The sequence below is a fragment of the Nonomuraea sp. LP-02 genome, from assembly GCF_036289125.1.
Lineage (GTDB): Bacteria > Actinomycetota > Actinomycetes > Streptosporangiales > Streptosporangiaceae > Nonomuraea > Nonomuraea bangladeshensis.
On record NZ_JAXCLK010000001.1, the window covers coordinates 4,636,467 to 4,654,573 of the forward strand.

An 18,107-nucleotide genomic window follows, 5' to 3' on the forward strand; every position below is an offset into this window, starting at 1 on the left:
TTGTGATCAGCGCAGGGCTTTGATGGCCTCGGACAGCAGCGCGCCGGCGTCGCCGAGCACGTGCCGCCCCTCGGTGACCACCCGCCACCCGCCGGAGACGACGGAGTGCACGTCGGCGGCCGTGGCCGCGAACACCACGGCCTCCAGCCCGGCCGCGCCCGCCGTGCGCACGCTGTCGAGGCGTACGGACACGAGGTCGGCCCAGGCCCCCGGGACGAGCAGGCCCGCGTCGGGGAAGCCGAGCGAGATGTGGCCCGCGCAGGTCGCGGCGGACAGCAGGTCGGTGGCGCTCCAATGGCCGCGCCGGCCGCTGGCGAGGCGCTGGTCCAGCTCGACCGCCCTGGCCTCCTCGAACAGGTCGACGACGGCGTGGCTGTCGGAGCCGAGCGTGATCGCCGCGCCCCGGTCGGCGAGCTCGCGGGCCGGCCCGATGCCGTCGGCGAGGTCGCGCTCGGTCGTGGGGCACATGCACACCGCCGTGCCCGACTGGGCGAGCAGCTCCACGTCCACGTCGGTGAGGTGGGTGGCGTGCACGGCGGTCGAGCGCGGCCCGAGGACGCCGTGCTCGTGCAGCAGGCTGACCGGGGTCGCGGCGTACATCTCGACGCAGGCCGCGTTCTCGGCCCGCTGCTCGGAGACGTGCGCGTGCAGCGGCGCGGCGTGATGGCGGGAGAACTCGGCGACGTGCGGCATCTGCTCGGGCGGCACCGCGCGGACCGAGTGCACGGCCGCACCGATCTCCACGTCGGGCTGCCCCTCGTAGGCGGCGGCGAGCGCGTCCGCGCGGGCCGCCCAGCGCTCGGCGTCGCCGTCGCCGAAGCGGACCTGCGGGCCCGACAGCGGAGCGCCGATGCCGCCGGTCAGGTAGCAGGTGTCGAGCAGCGCCACGCGCAGCCCGGCCGCGCGGGCGGCCTCGACGAGGGCGTGGCCCATCGCGTTGGGGTCGTCGTACGGCGTGCCGTCCGGCCCGTGGTGCAGGTAGTGGAACTCGCCCACGCATGTCACCCCAGCCAGCGCCATCTCGGCGTAGACGGCGGTGGCGAGGCGCAGGTAGGAGTCGGGGTCGAGGCGGGCGGCCACCTCGTACATGCGCTCGCGCCAGGTCCAGAAGTCGCCCTTGCCCTCCTGGGCGACGCCGCGCAGCGCCCGGTGGAAGGCGTGGGAGTGCGCGTTGGCCAGGCCGGGGACGGTGAGCCCGGCCAGCCGCTCGGCCCCGGGCGGCGGCGGGCCCTGGCCGATCCTGGTGATGCGGTCGCCCTCGACGACGACGAGCACGCTTTCGGCGACGCCGTCGGGCAGCCATGCCTGCTCGCACCAGTACGTCAGCGACACAGATCCTCCAGCACGTCCGCCAGCGCCACCACTCCCGCCTCGCAGTCTGCCTGCTCGGCATGCTCCTCCGGGCTGTGGGACACGCCGGTGGGATTGCGGACGAACAACATCCCGGCCGGCACCCCCGCCGCCGCCAGGATGCCCGCGTCGTGGCCGGCCCCCGTGGGCAGGACGGGCGCGGGCGTGCCGCCGCCGGCCACCCGGGCCAGGCGGTCCCTGAGCGCCGGGTCGAAGCCGACGACCGGCGTCCAGGACTCCTCGCTCACCTCGTGGCCCTCGGCCAGCTCCGCCACCAGGGCGCGGACGTCGTCCTCGGCCGCGCCGCGGGCGTCCAGCCAGGCGGCGACGTGGCCGGGGACGGCGTTGGCGTTGCCGGGACGGACGCGTACCTTGCCGACCGTCGCCACCACCCCCCGCCGCTCGGCGGCCTCGCGGGCGGCCAGCACCATGCGGGCGAACGGCAGCATCGGGTCGTCGCGGTCGGCGAGCCTCGTGGTGCCCGCGTGGTCGGCCCGGCCGCGGAAGTCGAAGCGCCAGCGCCCGTGCGGCCAGATGGCGGCGGCCACGCCCACCGGGCGTTCCCGGGCGACCAGGCCGCGGCCCTGCTCGACGTGGAGCTCCACGAACGCGCCGACGCCGGCCAGCGTCTCGTCGTCGCGCCCGACCGACTCCGGCCTGCGCCCCGCCCTGGTCAGGACGTCGGCGAGGGTGTCGCCGTCGTCGTCGGTGAGCGCGAGCGCCCGTTCCGGCCTGATCGCACCGGTGAGCAGCCGCGACCCCATGCACGGCACGCCGAACCTGGCGCCCTCCTCGTCGGTGAAGCAGACCACGCCGAGCGGCCTCGCAGGGACGCCGCGCTCTTTCCACAGGCCGCGCTCTTTCAGCAGGTCGAGGGCGGCGAAGGCGGAGACGATCCCGAGCGGGCCGTCGTACGCGCCGCCCTGGCGCACCGAGTCGAGGTGGCTGCCGGTCACGACGCCGGGGCTCCGCGACGGGTCGCCCCACCAGGCCCACAGGTTGCCGTTGCGGTCCTCCCGCAGGTCGAGGCCGCGCCGGGCGGCCTCACCCGCGAACCACTCCCGGAGCTCCATGTCCGCCGGCGACCAGGCGTCCCTGACGTAGCCGCCGGTCGCCGCGTCTCGTCCTATGTGCGTGAGTGGTTCGAGCATGGACCCACTGTAGTGAATGGATCCATTCAGTTGACCGGGCCGGCGGCGGGACGCAGCGTCAGCTCGGTGAGATGGGCGTCCGGCCCGGCGTTGACCGCGGCCAGCACGGCGCGGGCGACGCTCTCGGCGGTCAGGTATTTGTCGGCCTCGAACGGGCCGCCCTCGTACGCGCGGACCTGGTGCTGCATGTCGGTGGCGATGCGGCCCGGGTAGACGGTCGTGACCCGCACGTCGCGCTCCTCCTGCCGCAGCGCGTCGGCGAACGCCTTCAGCGCGAACTTGCTGGCCGCGTACGCCGCCCAGTGCGGGTTCGCGCGCTGGCCCGCGCCGGAGTTGACGCACACCACCTGCCCCTTGGCGCGCCGCAGCGCGGGCAGCAGCAGGCGGGTCAGCTCGGCGACGGCGACGACGTTGACCTCGAACATCTCCCGCCAGACGGCGGCCGGCTGCTCGGCGATCAGGCCCATGCGGGTGATCGCGGCGCTGTGCACGAGCAGGTCCAGCCGCTCGACGCCGGCGACGTCGGCCTCGGTGACCCCGGTCAGCTCCACCGGCCACGGCCGCGCGTCGGGCAGCTCCGCCGCCACGGCGGCCAGCGCGCTCTCGTCCCGGCCGCCCAGGATGACGTGGTGAGTGGGCCCGAGAGCCCTGGCGACGGCCGCGCCGACACCTCGGGAAGCGCCGGTGACCAGCGCCGTCGGTCGTTCAGTCATGCAGATCAGCATATTGACCCACCCGCCCGCCGACGCGCTCCCCGCTGCGGCCGGCGGCGGGTCAGCCGGTGAGGTGGCCGTCGTTGCCCGCGACGGGCGGCGGCGGGTCGCCGGGCAGGAACGTGCCGGTCTCGTCGGTCATGCGTTCGTACTCCTCCAGGCGGGCCCTGGTGCGCAGCGGCGCCGCGTCGGCCATGGCCTCCACCAGGGCCATCGCCAGCAGCAGCGGGGCCGCGTGCGAGTCGAACACGAGCCGGTCGCCGACGGGCGCGTCCAGCACCACCTCGGCGGGGAAGCCGGGCTTGTCGGTGATCGCGGCCACCCGGTAGCCGAGCTTCTCGGCGTATTCGAGGGCCTGCACGGCCTCGCGCGGATAGCGCGGCAGCACCACGGCCACCAGCCATTCCGCTCCCGCCCTGCGGCAGGCGTGCAGGCCGTCGGCCAGCTCGGTGCCGCCGTGGGTGAGCAGGCGTACGTCGGGGTGGATGCGGCGGGCGTAGTCGGCGAAGGTGGTGGCCAGGCCGCACGAGACGCGCAGCCCCACCACCGGCAGCGGCTCGGTGGCGGCCAGCTGCTCGCCCAGCTCCTTCAGCGGGAACGCGCTCAGGCGCTCGCGTACGACGGCGAGGTTGCGGATCTCGACGTCGATCGCGCCCCGGAGCAGGCTCTCCTGCGGCTCCCCCGTGCCGGTGCTGCCCAGCACGAGCGGGCGCAGCGCCTGGCGCAGCTCCGGGTAGCCGCCGAAGCCGAGGACCATGGCGAACCTGGTGACCGACGGCTGGCTGACGCCGGCCCGTTCGGCCAGCTCGACGCTGGACAGAAAGATGGCCTCGTCGAGGTTCTCGCTGAGGTAGTGGGCGATCCTGCGCTGCACCGGGGACAGCCTGCGGCCGTTGAGCAACACGTCGAGTCCGCCGAGATATCCGTCCGCCACGCCTCCTCCAACGTCTCCCGCCCCTCGTTCTCATCCCTCAAGGAGGCCCGGGTCAGGACTCGCGCATGGGGATGCGGACGCCGCGGGTGTCGGCGATCTCGGCGGCGCGGTCGTAGCCGGCGTCCACGTGCCGCATCACCCCCGTGCCCGGGTCGTTGGTGAGGACGCGGGTCAGCTTCTCCCGCCCCAGGGCCGTGCCGTCGGCCACCGTCACCTGACCGGAGTGGATGGAGCGCCCGATGCCGACGCCGCCCCCGTGGTGGATGGACACCCATGCGGCCCCGGAGGCGGTGTTGAGCAGGGCGTTGAGCAGCGGCCAGTCGGCGATCGCGTCGGAGCCGTCGGCCATCGCCTCGGTCTCCCGGTAGGGGGAGGCCACCGACCCGCTGTCCAGGTGGTCGCGTCCGATGACGATCGGCGCCTGCAGCTCGCCCGACGCCACCATGTCGTTGAAGCGCTCGCCCGCGAGGTTGCGCTCGCCGTAGCCGAGCCAGCAGATGCGGGCCGGCAGCCCCTGGAAGCGCACCTTCTCCCCGGCCGTGCGGATCCACCTGGCGAGCGGCTCGTTGTCGGGGAACAGCTCCAGGATCGCCCGGTCGGTGGCGGCGATGTCGGCCGGCTCGCCGCTCAGCGCCGCCCACCGGAACGGGCCCTTGCCCTCGCAGAACAGCGGCCTGATGTAGGCGGGCACGAACCCGGGGAAGTCGAAGGCCCGCTCGTAGCCGGCCAGCCGCGCCTCGCCCCTGATGGAGTTGCCGTAGTCGAAGACCTCGGCCCCCGCGTCCTTGAAGCCGACCATGGCGGCCACGTGGCGGGCCATCGACGCGCGCGCCCGCTCGGTGAAGCCGGCCGGGTCCTTGTCGCGTTCGTCGGCCATGTCCTCGAAGGCGACGCCGGCCGGAAGGTACATGAGCGGGTCGTGCGCCGAGGTCTGGTCGGTGACGATGTCGATCTCGGCGCCGCGGGCCAGCACCTCGGGCAGGACGTCGGCGGCGTTGCCGACCAGCCCGATGGACAGCGGCCGGCGGGCGGCCCGCGCCTCCTCGGCCAGGCGCAGCGCCTCGTCCAGGGTGGCGGCCTCGACGTCGAGGTAGCGGTGCTCGATGCGGCGGGCGACGGAGCGCGGGTCGCAGTCGACGCAGATGGCGACGCCGCCGTTCATGGTGACCGCGAGCGGCTGCGCGCCGCCCATGCCGCCGAGGCCCGCGGTGAGCGTGACGGTGCCGGCCAGGGAGCCGCCGAAGCGCTTGGCGGCGACCGCGGCGAACGTCTCGTACGTGCCCTGGAGGATGCCCTGCGTGCCGATGTAGATCCACGACCCGGCGGTCATCTGCCCGTACATGGTGAGCCCGGCCGCCTCCAGGCGGCGGAACTCCTCCCAGTTCGCCCAGTCGGGCACCAGGTTGGAGTTGGCGATGAGCACCCGGGGCGCCCACTCGTGGGTGCGGAAGACGCCGACGGGCCGCCCCGACTGCACGAGCAGGGTCTCGTCGCCCTCCAGCGTGGTGAGCGTCCTGACCAGCGCGTCGTACGACGCCCAGTCACGCGCCGCCCGTCCGGAGCCGCCGTAGACGACGAGCTGCTCCGGATGCTCGGCGACCTCGGGATCGAGGTTGTTCTGGAGCATCCGGAGCGCCGCCTCCTGCGGCCAGCCCTTGGCGGTGATCGTCGTGCCTCGCGGCGCGCGCACGCTGCGGCCCATCGTGACCCTCCTGAATGAACACATTCATCTTTGTCACCCGCAGACTACAACGCACCGGCGCGCCTCACCTCACGAGGAACTGGGTGGCCGCCAGCTCCCGGTAGAGGTCGTCCTCCCCGACCAGCTCGGCGTGCGTGCCGACGGCCCGTACGCCGCCCGCCTCCATCACCACGATCCGGTCGGCGCCCGTGACCGTGGAGAGCCGGTGGGCGATGACCAGCACGGTCGTCTCCCTCGCGACCTCGGCGATGACCTCGCGCAGCCGCAGCTCGTTGACCGCGTCGAGCTGCGAGGTGGCCTCGTCGAGCAGCAGCAGCCGGGGCCTGCGCAGCAGCGCGCGGGCGATGGCGACGCGCTGGCGCTCGCCGCCGGACAGCAGCACGCCGCGGTGCCCGACCGGCGTCTCCAGGCCCTCGGGAAGGCGGGACACCAGGTCGTCGAGGCGAGTGCGGGCGATCGCGCGGGCCAGCTCGTCCTCGGTGACGTCCTGGGCGGCGAAGAGCAGGTTCTCGCGGAGGGTGCCGGCGAGCACGGGGGCGTCCTGCTCGACGTAGCCGAGTGCGGCCCGCAGCTCGCCGAGCGGCCAGTCGCGGATGTCCCTGCCGCCCACGGTGATCGTGCCGCCCTGGTGCTCGTAGAAGCGCTCGATGAGGCCGAACACGGTGGACTTGCCCGCTCCCGACGGCCCGACCAGCGCGGTCAGCCCGCCGGGCGGCACCTCGAAGGTGACCCCGTCGTGGACGAGCGGGCGGTCCTCGCCGTAGCGGAACACCACGTCCTGGAAGGTGACGCCGACCGGCTCGCGGCCGTCGCCGGTCCGCTCGGCGGGCTCGGCGGGCTCGGCCGGCAGCCCCTCGATCTCCTTGATCCGCTGCAGCGCGGCCAGGCCCTGCTGGAGCTGTACGCCGCCCTGGACGAGCTGCCCGATCGGCGAGACCAGGTAGAACAGGTACAGCAGGAACGCGATCAGCGACGAGACCTCCAGCGCCCCCGAGGAGACCCTGGCCCCGCCGACCCCCAGCACGGCGAGGAAGGCGATCTGCATCGACACCCAGGTCGCGACCCCGGCGAGCGAGGTCCAGACGGCGACCTGCAGCCCCCGGTCGCGGGCCCGGGTGGCGGCCTCGCCGACCTCGGCGATCTCCCGGTCCTCCGCGCCGCTCGCCTTGACCGTCCGGTACGCCTGCAGCGCCCGGTCCAGCACGGACCCCATCTCGCCCACGGCCTCCTGGGCCTGCGCCTGGGCCCGCTGGATGCGCGGCATGATCAGCGCCACGAGCCCGCCGACGACCACGATGACGCCGAGCGTGACGAGCAGCAGCACGCCGTCCATGGTCGCCATCATGACGATGGCCCCGATCAGCATGAACACCGCGCCGATGGACTCGACGATGCCGTTGGTGAGCACCGCGCGCAGCAGCGTGGTGTCACCGGTCACCCGTGAGAGCAGGTCGCCGGGCTTGAGCCGGTCGACGTCGGCGACCTTGAGCCGGAGCATCCGGTCCACGAGCTTGCGGCGGGCGCCGAGCACGATGCCCTCGCCGGTGCGCTCCATCAGGTAGCTGCCGCTCGCCGAGACGACCGCGCCGACCAGCACCGCGGCGGTCAGCCCCAGCAGCGGCCCGGCCATCGAGCCGTTCGAGCCGAAGGCGTCCACGACGTACTTGGCCAGCAGCGGCATCGCGAGCCCCGCGATCGAGCCGATCAGTCCCAGGAGCCCGCCGAGGAACAGGATCCTCCGGTACGGGCGGACGTAGGCCACTAACTCCTTGAGCACGGCATCCCCCTCCATGAAATTTCCACTTTGCGCAACGAACGAAGCGGCGCGATCCGCACCGCCCCGACAGGGTCAACCTAAATTGACGACCTAAGTATGTCAACTTAGGTTGACTTCTCCTCCTTGAGGAGGAGAAGGAACTCGCGACATCCGCGCGCGTCCGGCGGACGAATAGGCCGTCGAGGAACCCGGCCGGACCTCGCAGCACCGAACCAGCAACCGGAACCAGCAACCGGTCCAGCACCGGAACAGCACCTGCGAAAGGACCACCATGGAGCTCCGGATCACCCGGCGCGCTCTGGTCGGACTCGGCCTCGCCGCAGCGGTCGCCGCGTCGTCGATGGCCGCGCTCCGCACCGACCCCGGCACCGCCTCCTCGCACCGGGAGGCCCCGAAGATCCTGGGGATGCCCCAGGTCGACAACACCGACGTGTACGCGTTCGTCAGCCCCGACAAACCGGGCACCGTGACGCTGCTGGCCAACTGGATCCCGTTCCAGGAGCCCCACGGCGGCCCGAACTTCTACCCCTGGGACACCGGCGCCCGCTACAACATCAAGATCGACAACGACGGCGACGCCAGGACCGACATCACCTACCAGTGGACGTTCCGCGACGAGGACAGACGCGGCAACGACACCTTCCTCGCCAACAAGGGCCCCGTCACCTCGCTGAACGACCCGGACCTGCTCTACCGCCAGCGCTACACGCTGAAGCGCGTCACGCCCCACGGCACCAGGACCCTGGTCTCGAACGGCATCGCCGCGCCCAGTAACCTCGGCCCCGCCTCGATGCCCGACTACGGCGCCCTGCGCGCCCAGTCCATCACCGGCGTGCCGGGCGGCGGTCGGACGTTCGCCGGCCAGTCGGACGAGGCGTTCTTCCTCGACCTGCGCGTGTTCGACTTCCTCTACGGCGGCGACCTGTCGGAGGTCGGCCAGGACACCACCCGCGGCTACAACGTCAACACGATCGGCCTCCAGGTCCCGCAGAAGGACCTGGCGCTCAAGGGCGACCCCGAGCGCAACCCGGTCATCGGCGTCTGCTCGACCACCGACAAGTTCAACGGCCACAAGTACGTGCAGGTCTCGCGCCTGTGCAACCCGCTGGTCAACGAGGTCGTCGCGCCCGCCGGACTCAAGGACGCCTACAACGCCCTCGACCCGTCCGGCGACGCCGACGTGGCCCCGCTGGTCAAGCGGGTCAACGACCCGGAGGTGGCCCGGCTGCTCCAGGCCGTCTACGGCATCAAGGCCCCCGCCACCCCGCGCGACGACCTGTTCCAGATCTTCCTGACGGGCGTCGCCAAACGGACCGGCCCGATCAAGGCCGACCTGAACTCGCAGGCCCTGAACAAGGACGCGGGCAAGCTGCGGCCGTCCGAGATGCTGCGGCTCAACATGTCGATCCCGCCGGCCAAGGACCCGAACCGGCTCGGCGTGCTCGGCGGCGACCTCCAAGGCTTCCCGAACGGCCGCCGGCTCATCGACGACGTCGTCGACATCGAGCTGCAGGCCGTGGCGGGCGCCGCGCTGAGCGGCAAGCTCGTGCCCGGCCTGACGGACAAGGTGGACAGGAACGACAAGCCGTCGCTGCAGACGTTCCCGTACATCCCGCTGCCTTCCAACGTGGCCGTCAACCAGCGATGAGTCCCCGACCGGCCGGCCCCCTCCCCGAGCCGGCCGGTCGGCCCGCACTGTCCGTTCAGGAGCTCCCGTCATGCGCTCTTCTGTGTTCTTCGCCGGTCTCGTCCTCCTCGGGGCGATGATCTTCACGATCGCCTCCTTCTCCGCGGCCCCCGCCGCCGCGCCGCCCGCGACGGCGGCCGCGCAACCACTCGAAACCCTCCAGGAACGGCTGAAGCGCCTCCCCCGCGACCACCGGGGCTGGGCCGAGCTCGCCTCCCAGTACGTCGACCAGGCCCGCGTCACCGGCGATCCCTCGTACTACGTCAAGGCGGAGGGCGCCGCCCGCACCGCCGCCGAGCTGGCCCCGGACGACGACGCCGTGCTCACCGCGCGCGCCGCCCTCGCCGCGGGCCGGCACGAGTTCGCCGAGGCGGCGCGGCTGGCGGGGCGGGCGGTCGCGGCGAACCCGTACAGCGCGGCGGCCCACGGCGTGCTCGCCGACGCCCGCACCCAGCTCGGCGACCTCAAGGGGGCCGCGCGGGCCGTGGACCGGATGCTGGAGCTGCAGCCGGGGGTGGCGGCGTTCGCGCGCGCGTCGTACGCGGCCGAGCTGCGCGGCGACCAGGAAGGCGCCCGCCGCTACCTGGAGTACGCGCACGAGGACGCCTGGCTGCCCGCCGACCTCGCCTACGTCCGCCACTACCTGGGCGAGCTGGCCCTCCACGCGGGCGACCTGGCCACGGCCAGGAGCTGGTACGCCCGCGCCCTCCAGGCCGACCCCTCCTTCACCCCGGCGCTCGCCGGCCAGGCCAGGGCGAGCGCGCTCGGCGGCGACCTCCGCCAGGCGCTCGACCTCTACCAGCGGGTCGTCGCCCGCCTGCCGCTCCCCCAATACCTGGTCGAGCAGGGCGAGGTCCAGATCAAGGCCGGGCTGCGGCCGGACTGGACGCTGCTCGACGCCCAGCGGCGGCTGCTCGCGGCGGCCGGGGTGGGCGACGACCTGACGGCGGCCGAGTTCGAGGCCGACCACCGCGACCCGGAGCGCGCCGTCCGGTACGCGAGGGCCGAGTACGCCCGCCACCCCAACCTCGTCGCCGCCGACGCCCTCGCGTGGGCGCTGTTCCGGGCCGGCGAGCCGGAGCAGGCGCTGCGGTACGCGGAGCGGGCCACCGCGACCGGCTGGAACAACCCGCTGATCCGCTACCACCGGGCCCGCATCGAACGGGCCCTCGGCCGGCCCGCGCGCGTGGACCCCGGCTTCGACCCGTCCCTGCCGTCCCTAGCGAGGCTCTCTTGACATCCCCCTCGCGGGACGAGGGGGATTCCGACCGTCACCGGCCGGTCTTCCTGCTTCACCGCCGGTCGCCCGCCCGAGAGGAGGACTCTCGTTGAGGTCTTACATCAGCTCCACAGGCGTTTCAGCTCTCCGCCAGCCCGGCGGCGAGCAGCATGTTCCGGGCCGCGTTCACCTCCCGGTCATGGACCGCGCCACACGCACAGGCCCACTCGCGGACGCTCAACGGCATCTCTTCCTGCAGGGCCCCGCAGATCGAGCACAACTTGGAGGAGGGAAAGAAGCGGTCCACGACCGCCAGCGTGCGGCTGTACCAGGCGGTCTTGTACTCCAGCATGCTGCGCAGCTCCCGCCAGCCGGCATCGGAGATGGCGCGGGCCAGCACGTGGTTCTTCAGCAGGTTGCGGACGGCCAGGTCCTCCACGGCGATCACTTGATTCTCGAGAACCAGCCGTGTGGTGACTTTGTGCAGGTAGTCCCGGCGCCGGTCGGCGATCCGGGCATAGATCTTCGCCACCTTCAGCCGGGCCTTGGCCCGGTTCTTCGACCCCTTCTGTTTGCGGGCCAGCGCCCGCTGCGCCTTGGCCAGCCGACGCCGCTCACGACGCTCATGACGCGGGTTGGCGATCTGCTCACCGCACGACAGCGTGAGCAGCACGGTCAGGCCCGCGTCCACGCCCGTCGACCGCTCGACCGGCGGCAACGGCGCGATCTCCTCCTGCACCAAGAGGGACACGAACCACCGCCCCGCGGCGTCCCTGCTCACGGTGACCGTGGACGGCTCGGCCCCTTCGGGCAGCGGGCGCGACCACACGATGTCCAGCGGCGCGCCCATCTTCGCCAGGGTGAGCCGGCCGTCACGCCAGCGGAACGCCGAACGGGTGTATTCGGCCGAAGCCCGCGACCTCTTCTTGCTCTTGAACGTCGGGTACTTGGCGCGCTTGGCGAAAAAGTTCGCGAACGCCGCCTGCAGATGCCTGAGCGCCTGCTGGAGCGGCACCGACGACACCTCGCACAAGAACGCCAGTTCCGGCGTCTTCTTCCACACGGTCAGCGCGGCCGACGACTCGGCGTAGGAGACGCCACGGCCTTCCAGCTTGTGGGCGCGGGTCCGCTCTTCCAGGGCCTTGTTGTAGACCAGGCGCACGCAGCCGAACGTCCGGACAAGCTCTTCGGCCTGTTCGGGGGTCGGGTAGAAGCGGTACTTGTAGGCCCGCTTCACAAGCTGCGCCACCTTTCGATTGTATGTACGAGATCGCTCGCGCACCGGCCGATCAGGAAAAGCGGCGGTCCGCCTGACGGCGTATCGCCTGCTCCTGTCCTGCTCCGCAGGAGTCCGATCCCTCCCCCGCCTGAAGGCGGGGGTCTCCTCGGAGGTATCTGATGAAGGCGATCCGTTTCGCCCTGTTGTCCGCGCTGGCGGGCCTGCTCCTGCCGGCGCTGTTCGCGGGACCGGCGGCGGCGCACCCGCTGGGCAACTTCACCGTCAACCACTACAACGGGCTGGTGGTCACGCCCGGCGGGATCGGCAACCTCGCCGTCGTCGACCTGGCCGAGCTGCCGACCCTGCAGGCCGATCCCGACGTGGACGCCGGCTACGCGGGCCGCCGCTGCGCCGCGCTGGCCGCCGCGCAACGCCTGGTCGTGGCGGGGACGGCGGTGCCGTGGCGGGTGGCGGAGGCCGGGTTCGCGTACGCGCCCGGCCTGGGCGGGCTGCGGACCAGCCGTCTGACCTGCCGCCTCACGGCCGCCGTCCGGGCCTCGGGCCCGGTGGAGTTCAGCGACGCCTTCGAGCAGGACAGGATCGGCTGGCGGGAGATCAGCGCGGCGGGCGACGGCGTACGGCTGAGCGGTTCCACGGTGCCGGCCGCGAGCGTCAGCGACGAGTTGCGCGCCTACCCGGAGGACCTGCTGTCCGACCCGCTCGACCAGCAGACGGCCACGTTCACGGTCTCGGCCGGCGGGCCCGCCACGGGCGGGAGCGGGACCGTGCCCGGCGGCCTCGGCGCCGGCGGGCCCGTCGGGGAGGCGTTCGCCGCCCTGGACCGGACGTTCACCGGCCTGATCGGCTCGGACGCGCTGACGCTCCCGCTCGGGCTGCTCGCCGTCGGGCTGGCGGTGGTGCTCGGTGCCGGGCACGCGCTGATCCCCGGGCACGGGAAGACGGTGATGGCGGCGTACCTGGCGGGGCGGCGCGGCCGGCCGCGCGACGCGGTCGTGGTGGGGGCCACCGTGACGGCCACGCACACGGCCGGGGTGCTGGTGGTGGGGCTGGCGCTGACGGCCTTCACGACCCTCGCCGGCGAGACGGTGCTGTCCTGGCTGGGGGTGGCCAGCGGCGCGCTGATCGCCGTCATCGGTTTCCGTCTCCTCCTGAACGCCCGCCGCCACCACACCGGCCACGGGCATGGCCACGGCCACTCGGGCAAGCGGGCCGGGCTCGTGGGGCTCGGGGTGGCGGGCGGCCTGGTGCCCAGCCCGTCGGCGCTGATCGTGCTGCTCGGCGCGATCGCCCTCGGCCGCACCTGGTTCGGCGTCGCGCTGGTGACGGCGTACGGGGCCGGCATGGCCGCCACCCTCACCGTCACCGGCCTCCTGCTGGTCAGGCTGGTTGACCGCCTGGAAAGCCGGGCCGCCACTGGCCGCCGCTTGGCCGCCCGCGTGTCCGGCCTGGCCCCGCTGGGCACCGCCGCGATGGTCGTGCTGCTCGGCGCGGGTCTCGCGCTCCGCTCGGCCGCCGCGCTCTGAGCGGGTCAGAGGGTCGAGGTGAGCCCCTCCGCGATCTTCTTCAGCTCGGTGGTGACGGCGTCGGCGCCGGAGAACTCCTTGGCGTACACGGGACTGAACATGATCTCGGCGAGCTGCCTGTCGCCCATCCTGAGGAAGAGCGTGGGGGTGCCCTTCATGCCGTCCTCGCCCACGTGCTGGATGACCAGGTAGCCGGTGCGGTCGCCTATGGTCACCTCCTCGCCGTCGCCCTCGTCGCGGTAGCGCTGGATCCGCTCGTCGGGCCCCTGGACGGCGGCGTCCTCGTACATGAAGATCTGGACGCAGTAGAAGTTGTTCTTGTCGCCGTCGAAGTTGTAGCTGGTCGTGTAATGGTCGCCGTAGTCCACCGACCAGTTCGACCATCTCAGCCCATCGGGCAGATATCCCACCTTGACGTGCCCGAACGCCTTCCCGTCCCCCAGGTCGCCGAGATCCGGCGGCTGGGAGGCGACCTCCGGGGTGTCGTCGATGGCGGGCGGCTCCAGCGTCGCGGCGGTCGTGGGCTCCACCACCGCCGGTGGCTCGCCGCTCGTGGCCGCCGGACCGAGGGTCACGTACCCGATGGGCGCGGCGGCGATGACGGCGGCCGTCGCGGCCAGCACCACGCCCCTGACCCTCGTCCGCCTGCCGCCGGCGGCGCGCATGACCCGCTCCGCCAGGTCGGGCGCGGCGTGCAGCCTCGCGGTCTCGTCCGCCATGATCTGGCGGAGCTCCTCCTCAAGCGCGGGCATTCCTGATCACTCCTTCCGCTGCTTCGCGGCCGAGCGCCGAACGGAGCTTGGCCATGGCCTTCGACGCCTGGCTCTTGACGGTGCCGACCGAGCACCCGAGCACGTCGGCGGTCTGCGTCTCGCTGAGGTCCTCCCAGTACCGCAGGACGACCACCGCGCGCTGCCGGGGCGGCAGTGCGCGCAGCGCCTCCATGAGCACGTGGCGCAGGTCGACGTCGGTGACGCGGGCCGGTCTCTCCGGCGGCCTGTGCGTCGGGATGATGCTGAGGATCGCCCGGCGGCGGGCGCGGCTGATGGCGGCGTTGACGATGACGCGGCGCACGTAGGGCTCGGGGTTGTCGTACCGCACCCGGTCCCAGCTCCTGTACGTGCGCTCCAGCGCCGTCTGCAGCAGGTCCTCGGCCTCTGTCTCGTCGCCGCAGGCGAGATAGGCGACCCGCAGCAGACTCGTGGCACGCGCGGCCACGAAGGCGCTGAAGTCGCGCTCCGCGCCGCTCATGGCTGTCTGTCCGATTTCACGCCTCCTAATACGCCCCGGCCGTCCCGGGCGTTGCCCGGCAGCGAAAAGTCTCGCGGGCAACGTTCCGGCGGTCCCAGGCGTATTGGAAATCATCACGTCGAATCCACGGAGGATCCCTATGAAGCTCGCGACCGCGCCGATCCGGCCGCTGATCTCCCTGGGCGTCGGCCTGGCCATGGGCGCCACCGCCCTCATGGGCGCGCCGGGGGCGGCCGCAGCGGCTCCGCCCGAGGGCGCCTACTGGCATACGAGGTCGCTGATGACGCTCACCCATCCTTGGCGGTTCGGCTCCAGGTCTGACCCCTACGCGCTGGTCCAGCGGCGGGTCTCGGAGAGCTGGCAGGCTCCCGACGGCAGGGCGTGGTTCGGGTTCCGGGAGCTCGGGACGCTGCCGAAGAGCGCGGCGGACCGGAAGGCGTGGCAGCGTGACGGCTCCCCGTCCAAGTGGAGCGAGTCGATCGACGGCAAGACCGTGAAGCTGTCCGCCACGCCCGCCAAGGGCAGCATCGGCCCCGTACGCGATCAGAACCAGTTCTTCCTCGCGGGGCAGAACCTGACGTACGACGAGGTCCAGCGCCTGCCCGCGGACCCGGGAATCCTGAAGGACTGGCTCAGGAGGGCGGGTCAGGTCGGCCGCGTGCCGAGCGCCTCGCTCGACGGCTGGGTCGTGGGGACCCTGCCGGAGCTCCTGCACGCCCTTCCCGTCACGAAGGAGGTCCGCACCGCCGCCTACCAGGCGCTGCTGACGATGCCGGGCGTCCGCGCGGACGGCGTCGCGAAGGACACGCTGGGCAGATCCGGCGCCGCGGTCCTGGTCGACAGGACGTTCAAGGGGGGCAAGTCCTCGGCCAGGACCAGGCTGATCGTGGACACCGGCAGGATGGTGCTGCTGTCGCGGGACCAGAAGGCTCTGAACGACGGCAAGCAGGTCCCGGGCAAGGACGCCAGCGAGACCCTGGTCGAGGTCGGCTGGACCAACACCCCGCCCGCCGTCCCCGCCCTGCCCTAGCGTCGCGCGCCCGTCCTGCCTATAGTCATGTCCATGACTACTCATGGGCATGAGTGACGATGGCCCTCCGCCATGCCGTCCTCGCCGCCCTCCTCAGCGGCGAGCACAGCGGCTACCAGCTCACCAAGATCTTCGACGTCGGCGTCGCCGACTTCTGGTACGCCTCCCCCCAGCAGCTCTACGCCGAGCTGGCCAGGCTGGAGGCCGACGGCTTGGTGGCGGGCCGCGAGGTCGTCCAGCGGGGCCGCCCCAACAAGCGGGTGTTCAGCGTCACCGGCGCCGGCCTCGACGAGCTGGCCGCCTTCGCCGCCGCCCCGCCCAAGCCGCTGCTGCTCCGCGACGACCTGGTGGTACGGGTGCACGCCGTGGACGCCCTCGACCCCGCCCCCGTCATCGCCCAGCTCCGCGAGCGGGCCGCGGCGGCCGCCGCCAAGCTGGCCCTGTTCGAGCGCACGCTGCTGCACTTCCGCGGCGACCTGGACGAGGAGACGTTCCTGCGCGAGGGCGAGCGCGTCGGGCCCTACCTTTCGTGCCTGGCGGGCTGCAGGCTGGAGCGGGAGATCCGCGACTGGTGTCTCGACACCGCCCGCGCGCTGGAGGAGCGCGCCGCCCGCGCCAGGAAGGAGCAGCAGTGATGTACGCCCGTTACGTCGCCCTCGGCGACAGCCAGACCGAGGGGCTCGGCGACGGCGACGACCTGCGCGGCCACCGCGGCTGGGCCGACCGCCTGGCCGAGGTCCTGGCCGGCGCGAACCCGGAGCTGCGCTACGCCAACCTCGCCGTCCGGGGCAGGCTGGCCGGCCAGATCCGCGACGAGCAGCTGCCGGCCGCCCTCGCGCTGCGGCCCGACCTGGCCACGGTCATGGCCGGCATGAACGACCTCATCCGGCCGGGCTTCGACGCCGCGCTGGTGGCGGAGGCGCTGGAGGAGATGTTCGCGGCCCTGACCAGCTCCGGGGCCCGGGTGGTCAGCGTGACCTTCCCCGACATCGGCGCGATCATGCCGCTGGCCCGCCCGCTCCTGCCGCGCGTCCTCGCGCTGAACGCGCGGATCAGGGACGCCGCCGCCCGGCACGGGGTGACACTGGTGGACACGTTCGGCATGCGGTTCGTCGAAGACGCCCGGATGTGGAGCCCCGACCGGCTGCACGCCAGCCCGGAGGGGCACGCCCGCATCGCCGCCTCCGTCGCCCACGCCCTGGAGCTGCCGGGCAGCGACGGCACGTGGAAGGACCCGTTCCCGTTCCTGCCGGCGGCGCCGGCCTGGCGGACGGCGGCGGAGCAGGCCCGCTGGCTGGGCGCGTTCGCGGGGCCGTGGATCGGCCGCCGCCTGCGCGGCCGTTCCTCGGGCGACGGCCGCACCGCCAAGCGGCCCCTGCTCACCCCGGTGGATCAGTCGACGCCGGGGACGTCCTCGGCGTCGTAGTCCACGTCGCCGTCGTCGGCCCGGCGCAGCTTGATGTCCTCCAGCCACTCACGGGCGAAGCGCCGGACCGCCCGCACGCCCTCCTCGTCCAGCCCGTACGCCTCGAACTCCTCGTCGGCGATGAGCTCGGCGAACTCCAGCCGGTCGGCCAGCTCGTGCACCGAGAAGGACTCGTGGTGCCGCCTGGCGAGGCTTTCGAGCTCGCGGAAGGAGTAGAGGTGGCGCACGGCGGCGATCTCGGCGAGGTCGCCCGCGTGGCCGCGCTCGTGCAGCGCCCGCACCCCGAGCCCGATCTCGTCCGCGCTCACGTGCGCCGCCGTGCGCGCCGCGTGGACGGCAGGTCGTGCCTCCCGGACAGGAACTCCTGGAAGGCGATCTTGGCCCGGATCGCCGGTCGCCGCCACTTCTCCTCCCTGCGCAGGGCCCGCGCCATCTTGCGCGGCGAGCGCCGGGCGAAGACCCAGCGCGCCCACGGCGATCCCGGCCGGGCCAGCCGGATCGCGCCCACCAGCAGCATGGGCGGCACGAACAGCCCGGCCATCCCGGTCCAGATCTTCCCCTTGAGCAGGGTGATCACGGCCAGCACCAGGTTGCCCACGATGAGCACCGCCGGGTTGACGAGCGGGCCGTAGTCCCAGGTGAGCGGCCGGAGCCCGATGAGCAGCAGGCCGGTGACGGCGACCGCGATGAAGACCGCGTCCACCGACGTCCGCCCCTCCTCCTCCCAGTACACGTCGTGCAGGTGCAGGATCAGCGCGAACTCGTCCAGGACCAGCGCCGAGCCGACCCCGAAGACGCCCGCCGCCACCGCGTGCCCGATCTGCGAGGCGGGCGCGAGGACGATCTGCGTGACGCCGCCGACGAGCATCAGCACGACGCCGAAGACGACGTGGTGGATGTGCATCTCGCCCACGTTGACGTCACGGAACCAGCCGACCTTCGCCCTGATCAGCCGGACGTTGATGCGGGTCGCGATGAACGCCACGATGAGCATGACGAAGAAACAGAACAGCGACAGCCGTCCCGTGGCGATGATGGTGTGCTGAAACCAATCCCCCATGACGTTAAAACGATGGTACGAGGCGATCGCCCCTACGGTGACCT

At 72.9% G+C, this 18,107-nt stretch carries 16 protein-coding genes and 1 pseudogene; 6 read left to right on the forward strand and 11 right to left on the reverse strand.

Going from position 1 to position 18,107, the window contains the following annotated elements; genetic code table 11:
• Window positions 1-6 precede the first annotated feature (6 nt).
• From SMD20_RS21470 to SMD20_RS21495, 6 genes are all read right to left on the reverse strand, one after another.
• Window positions 7-1,332 (reverse strand): formimidoylglutamate deiminase, encoded by a 1,326-nt coding sequence (locus tag SMD20_RS21470; protein WP_329583898.1) that lies wholly within the window; start codon window positions 1,330-1,332, stop codon window positions 7-9.
• Window positions 1,323-2,501 carry an allantoate amidohydrolase gene (locus SMD20_RS21475; RefSeq protein ID WP_329583900.1) on the reverse strand — a complete coding sequence of 393 codons (1,179 nt, stop codon included), beginning with the start codon at window positions 2,499-2,501 and terminating at the stop codon, window positions 1,323-1,325. Before SMD20_RS21475 ends, SMD20_RS21470 begins: the two co-directional genes overlap by 10 nt.
• Window positions 2,502-2,527: 26 nt before the next feature.
• Window positions 2,528-3,214 (reverse strand): SDR family oxidoreductase, encoded by a 687-nt coding sequence (locus tag SMD20_RS21480; RefSeq protein ID WP_329583902.1) that lies wholly within the window; start codon window positions 3,212-3,214, stop codon window positions 2,528-2,530.
• 61 nt (window positions 3,215-3,275) lie between these two features.
• A complete protein-coding gene (locus SMD20_RS21485; protein WP_329583904.1) occupies window positions 3,276-4,148 on the reverse strand; it encodes a MurR/RpiR family transcriptional regulator in 873 nt (290 codons plus the stop codon).
• Between the two features lie 52 nt (window positions 4,149-4,200).
• Complete coding sequence (gene hutU, locus SMD20_RS21490; RefSeq protein ID WP_329583906.1) at window positions 4,201-5,850, reverse strand: urocanate hydratase; 1,650 nt, start codon at window positions 5,848-5,850, stop codon at window positions 4,201-4,203.
• Between the two features lie 64 nt (window positions 5,851-5,914).
• Window positions 5,915-7,627 carry an ABC transporter ATP-binding protein gene (locus tag SMD20_RS21495; RefSeq protein WP_329583908.1) on the reverse strand — a complete coding sequence of 571 codons (1,713 nt, stop codon included), beginning with the start codon at window positions 7,625-7,627 and terminating at the stop codon, window positions 5,915-5,917.
• Between the two features lie 271 nt (window positions 7,628-7,898).
• Here SMD20_RS21495 and SMD20_RS21500 point away from each other — a divergent pair, with 271 nt between their 5' ends.
• Window positions 7,899-9,275 carry a DUF4331 domain-containing protein gene (locus SMD20_RS21500; protein WP_329583909.1) on the forward strand — a complete coding sequence of 459 codons (1,377 nt, stop codon included), beginning with the start codon at window positions 7,899-7,901 and terminating at the stop codon, window positions 9,273-9,275.
• A 70-nt stretch (window positions 9,276-9,345) separates the two neighbouring features.
• Window positions 9,346-10,551: a tetratricopeptide repeat protein gene (locus SMD20_RS21505; RefSeq protein WP_329583911.1), complete on the forward strand. Its 1,206-nt coding sequence runs from the start codon at window positions 9,346-9,348 to the stop codon at window positions 10,549-10,551.
• A 32-nt stretch (window positions 10,552-10,583) separates the two neighbouring features.
• Here SMD20_RS21505 and SMD20_RS21510 read toward each other — a convergent pair.
• Window positions 10,584-11,782: pseudogene (locus SMD20_RS21510) on the reverse strand (RNA-guided endonuclease InsQ/TnpB family protein); the annotation flags it as partial.
• Window positions 11,783-11,931: 149 nt separating this feature from the next.
• On the opposite strand from SMD20_RS21510, the gene SMD20_RS21515 reads away from it, so the two are divergent.
• Window positions 11,932-13,296 (forward strand): nickel/cobalt transporter, encoded by a 1,365-nt coding sequence (locus tag SMD20_RS21515; RefSeq protein WP_329583913.1) that lies wholly within the window; start codon window positions 11,932-11,934, stop codon window positions 13,294-13,296.
• A 5-nt stretch (window positions 13,297-13,301) separates the two neighbouring features.
• Here the strand turns inward: SMD20_RS21515 and SMD20_RS21520 are convergent, their stop codons facing one another.
• Complete coding sequence (locus SMD20_RS21520) at window positions 13,302-14,048, reverse strand: hypothetical protein (protein WP_329583914.1); 747 nt, start codon at window positions 14,046-14,048, stop codon at window positions 13,302-13,304.
• The gene (locus SMD20_RS21525) at window positions 14,035-14,547 is read right to left on the reverse strand and encodes a SigE family RNA polymerase sigma factor (protein ID WP_329583915.1); all 513 of its coding nucleotides are present in this window, start codon (window positions 14,545-14,547) and stop codon (window positions 14,035-14,037) included. Before SMD20_RS21525 ends, SMD20_RS21520 begins: the two co-directional genes overlap by 14 nt.
• A 139-nt stretch (window positions 14,548-14,686) precedes the next feature.
• Between SMD20_RS21525 and SMD20_RS21530 the strand changes: the two genes are divergently transcribed.
• From SMD20_RS21530 to SMD20_RS21540, 3 genes are read left to right on the forward strand one after another with little or no spacing between them, the layout of a single operon-like run.
• A complete protein-coding gene (locus tag SMD20_RS21530; RefSeq protein WP_329583917.1) occupies window positions 14,687-15,577 on the forward strand; it encodes a hypothetical protein in 891 nt (296 codons plus the stop codon).
• A gap of 59 nt (window positions 15,578-15,636) precedes the next feature.
• Window positions 15,637-16,212, forward strand: coding sequence for a PadR family transcriptional regulator (locus SMD20_RS21535; RefSeq protein ID WP_329583918.1), 576 nt, complete (start codon window positions 15,637-15,639; stop codon window positions 16,210-16,212).
• Window positions 16,212-17,003: an SGNH/GDSL hydrolase family protein gene (locus SMD20_RS21540; protein WP_329583920.1), complete on the forward strand. Its 792-nt coding sequence runs from the start codon at window positions 16,212-16,214 to the stop codon at window positions 17,001-17,003. The genes SMD20_RS21535 and SMD20_RS21540 overlap by 1 nt, the downstream gene beginning before the upstream one ends.
• On the opposite strand, the gene SMD20_RS21545 is transcribed toward SMD20_RS21540, so the two are convergent.
• Both SMD20_RS21545 and SMD20_RS21550 read right to left on the reverse strand, forming a co-directional pair.
• Window positions 16,970-17,311, reverse strand: coding sequence for a hypothetical protein (locus SMD20_RS21545; protein ID WP_329583922.1), 342 nt, complete (start codon window positions 17,309-17,311; stop codon window positions 16,970-16,972). The two genes, SMD20_RS21540 and SMD20_RS21545, sit on opposite strands and share 34 nt — an antisense overlap.
• A complete protein-coding gene (locus SMD20_RS21550; protein WP_329583923.1) occupies window positions 17,308-18,063 on the reverse strand; it encodes a hypothetical protein in 756 nt (251 codons plus the stop codon). The genes SMD20_RS21545 and SMD20_RS21550 overlap by 4 nt, the downstream gene beginning before the upstream one ends.
• Between the last annotated feature and the right edge of the window lie 44 nt (window positions 18,064-18,107).

Bases quoted from the DNA above. Each gene is read 5' to 3' on its own strand.
- SMD20_RS21475 (WP_329583900.1), bottom strand. From the start codon at position 2,501: ATGCTCGAACCACTCACGCACATAGGACGAGACGCGGCGACCGGCGGC.
- SMD20_RS21480 (WP_329583902.1), bottom strand. From the start codon at position 3,214: ATGACTGAACGACCGACGGCGCTGGTCACCGGCGCTTCCCGAGGTGTC.
- hutU (WP_329583906.1), bottom strand. From the start codon at position 5,850: ATGGGCCGCAGCGTGCGCGCGCCGCGAGGCACGACGATCACCGCCAAG.
- SMD20_RS21500 (WP_329583909.1), top strand. From the start codon at position 7,899: ATGGAGCTCCGGATCACCCGGCGCGCTCTGGTCGGACTCGGCCTCGCC.
- SMD20_RS21505 (WP_329583911.1), top strand. From the start codon at position 9,346: ATGCGCTCTTCTGTGTTCTTCGCCGGTCTCGTCCTCCTCGGGGCGATG.
- SMD20_RS21515 (WP_329583913.1), top strand. From the start codon at position 11,932: ATGAAGGCGATCCGTTTCGCCCTGTTGTCCGCGCTGGCGGGCCTGCTC.
- SMD20_RS21520 (WP_329583914.1), bottom strand. From the start codon at position 14,048: ATGCCCGCGCTTGAGGAGGAGCTCCGCCAGATCATGGCGGACGAGACC.
- SMD20_RS21525 (WP_329583915.1), bottom strand. From the start codon at position 14,547: ATGAGCGGCGCGGAGCGCGACTTCAGCGCCTTCGTGGCCGCGCGTGCC.
- SMD20_RS21530 (WP_329583917.1), top strand. From the start codon at position 14,687: ATGAAGCTCGCGACCGCGCCGATCCGGCCGCTGATCTCCCTGGGCGTC.
- SMD20_RS21535 (WP_329583918.1), top strand. From the start codon at position 15,637: ATGGCCCTCCGCCATGCCGTCCTCGCCGCCCTCCTCAGCGGCGAGCAC.
- SMD20_RS21540 (WP_329583920.1), top strand. From the start codon at position 16,212: ATGTACGCCCGTTACGTCGCCCTCGGCGACAGCCAGACCGAGGGGCTC.
- SMD20_RS21550 (WP_329583923.1), bottom strand. From the start codon at position 18,063: ATGGGGGATTGGTTTCAGCACACCATCATCGCCACGGGACGGCTGTCG.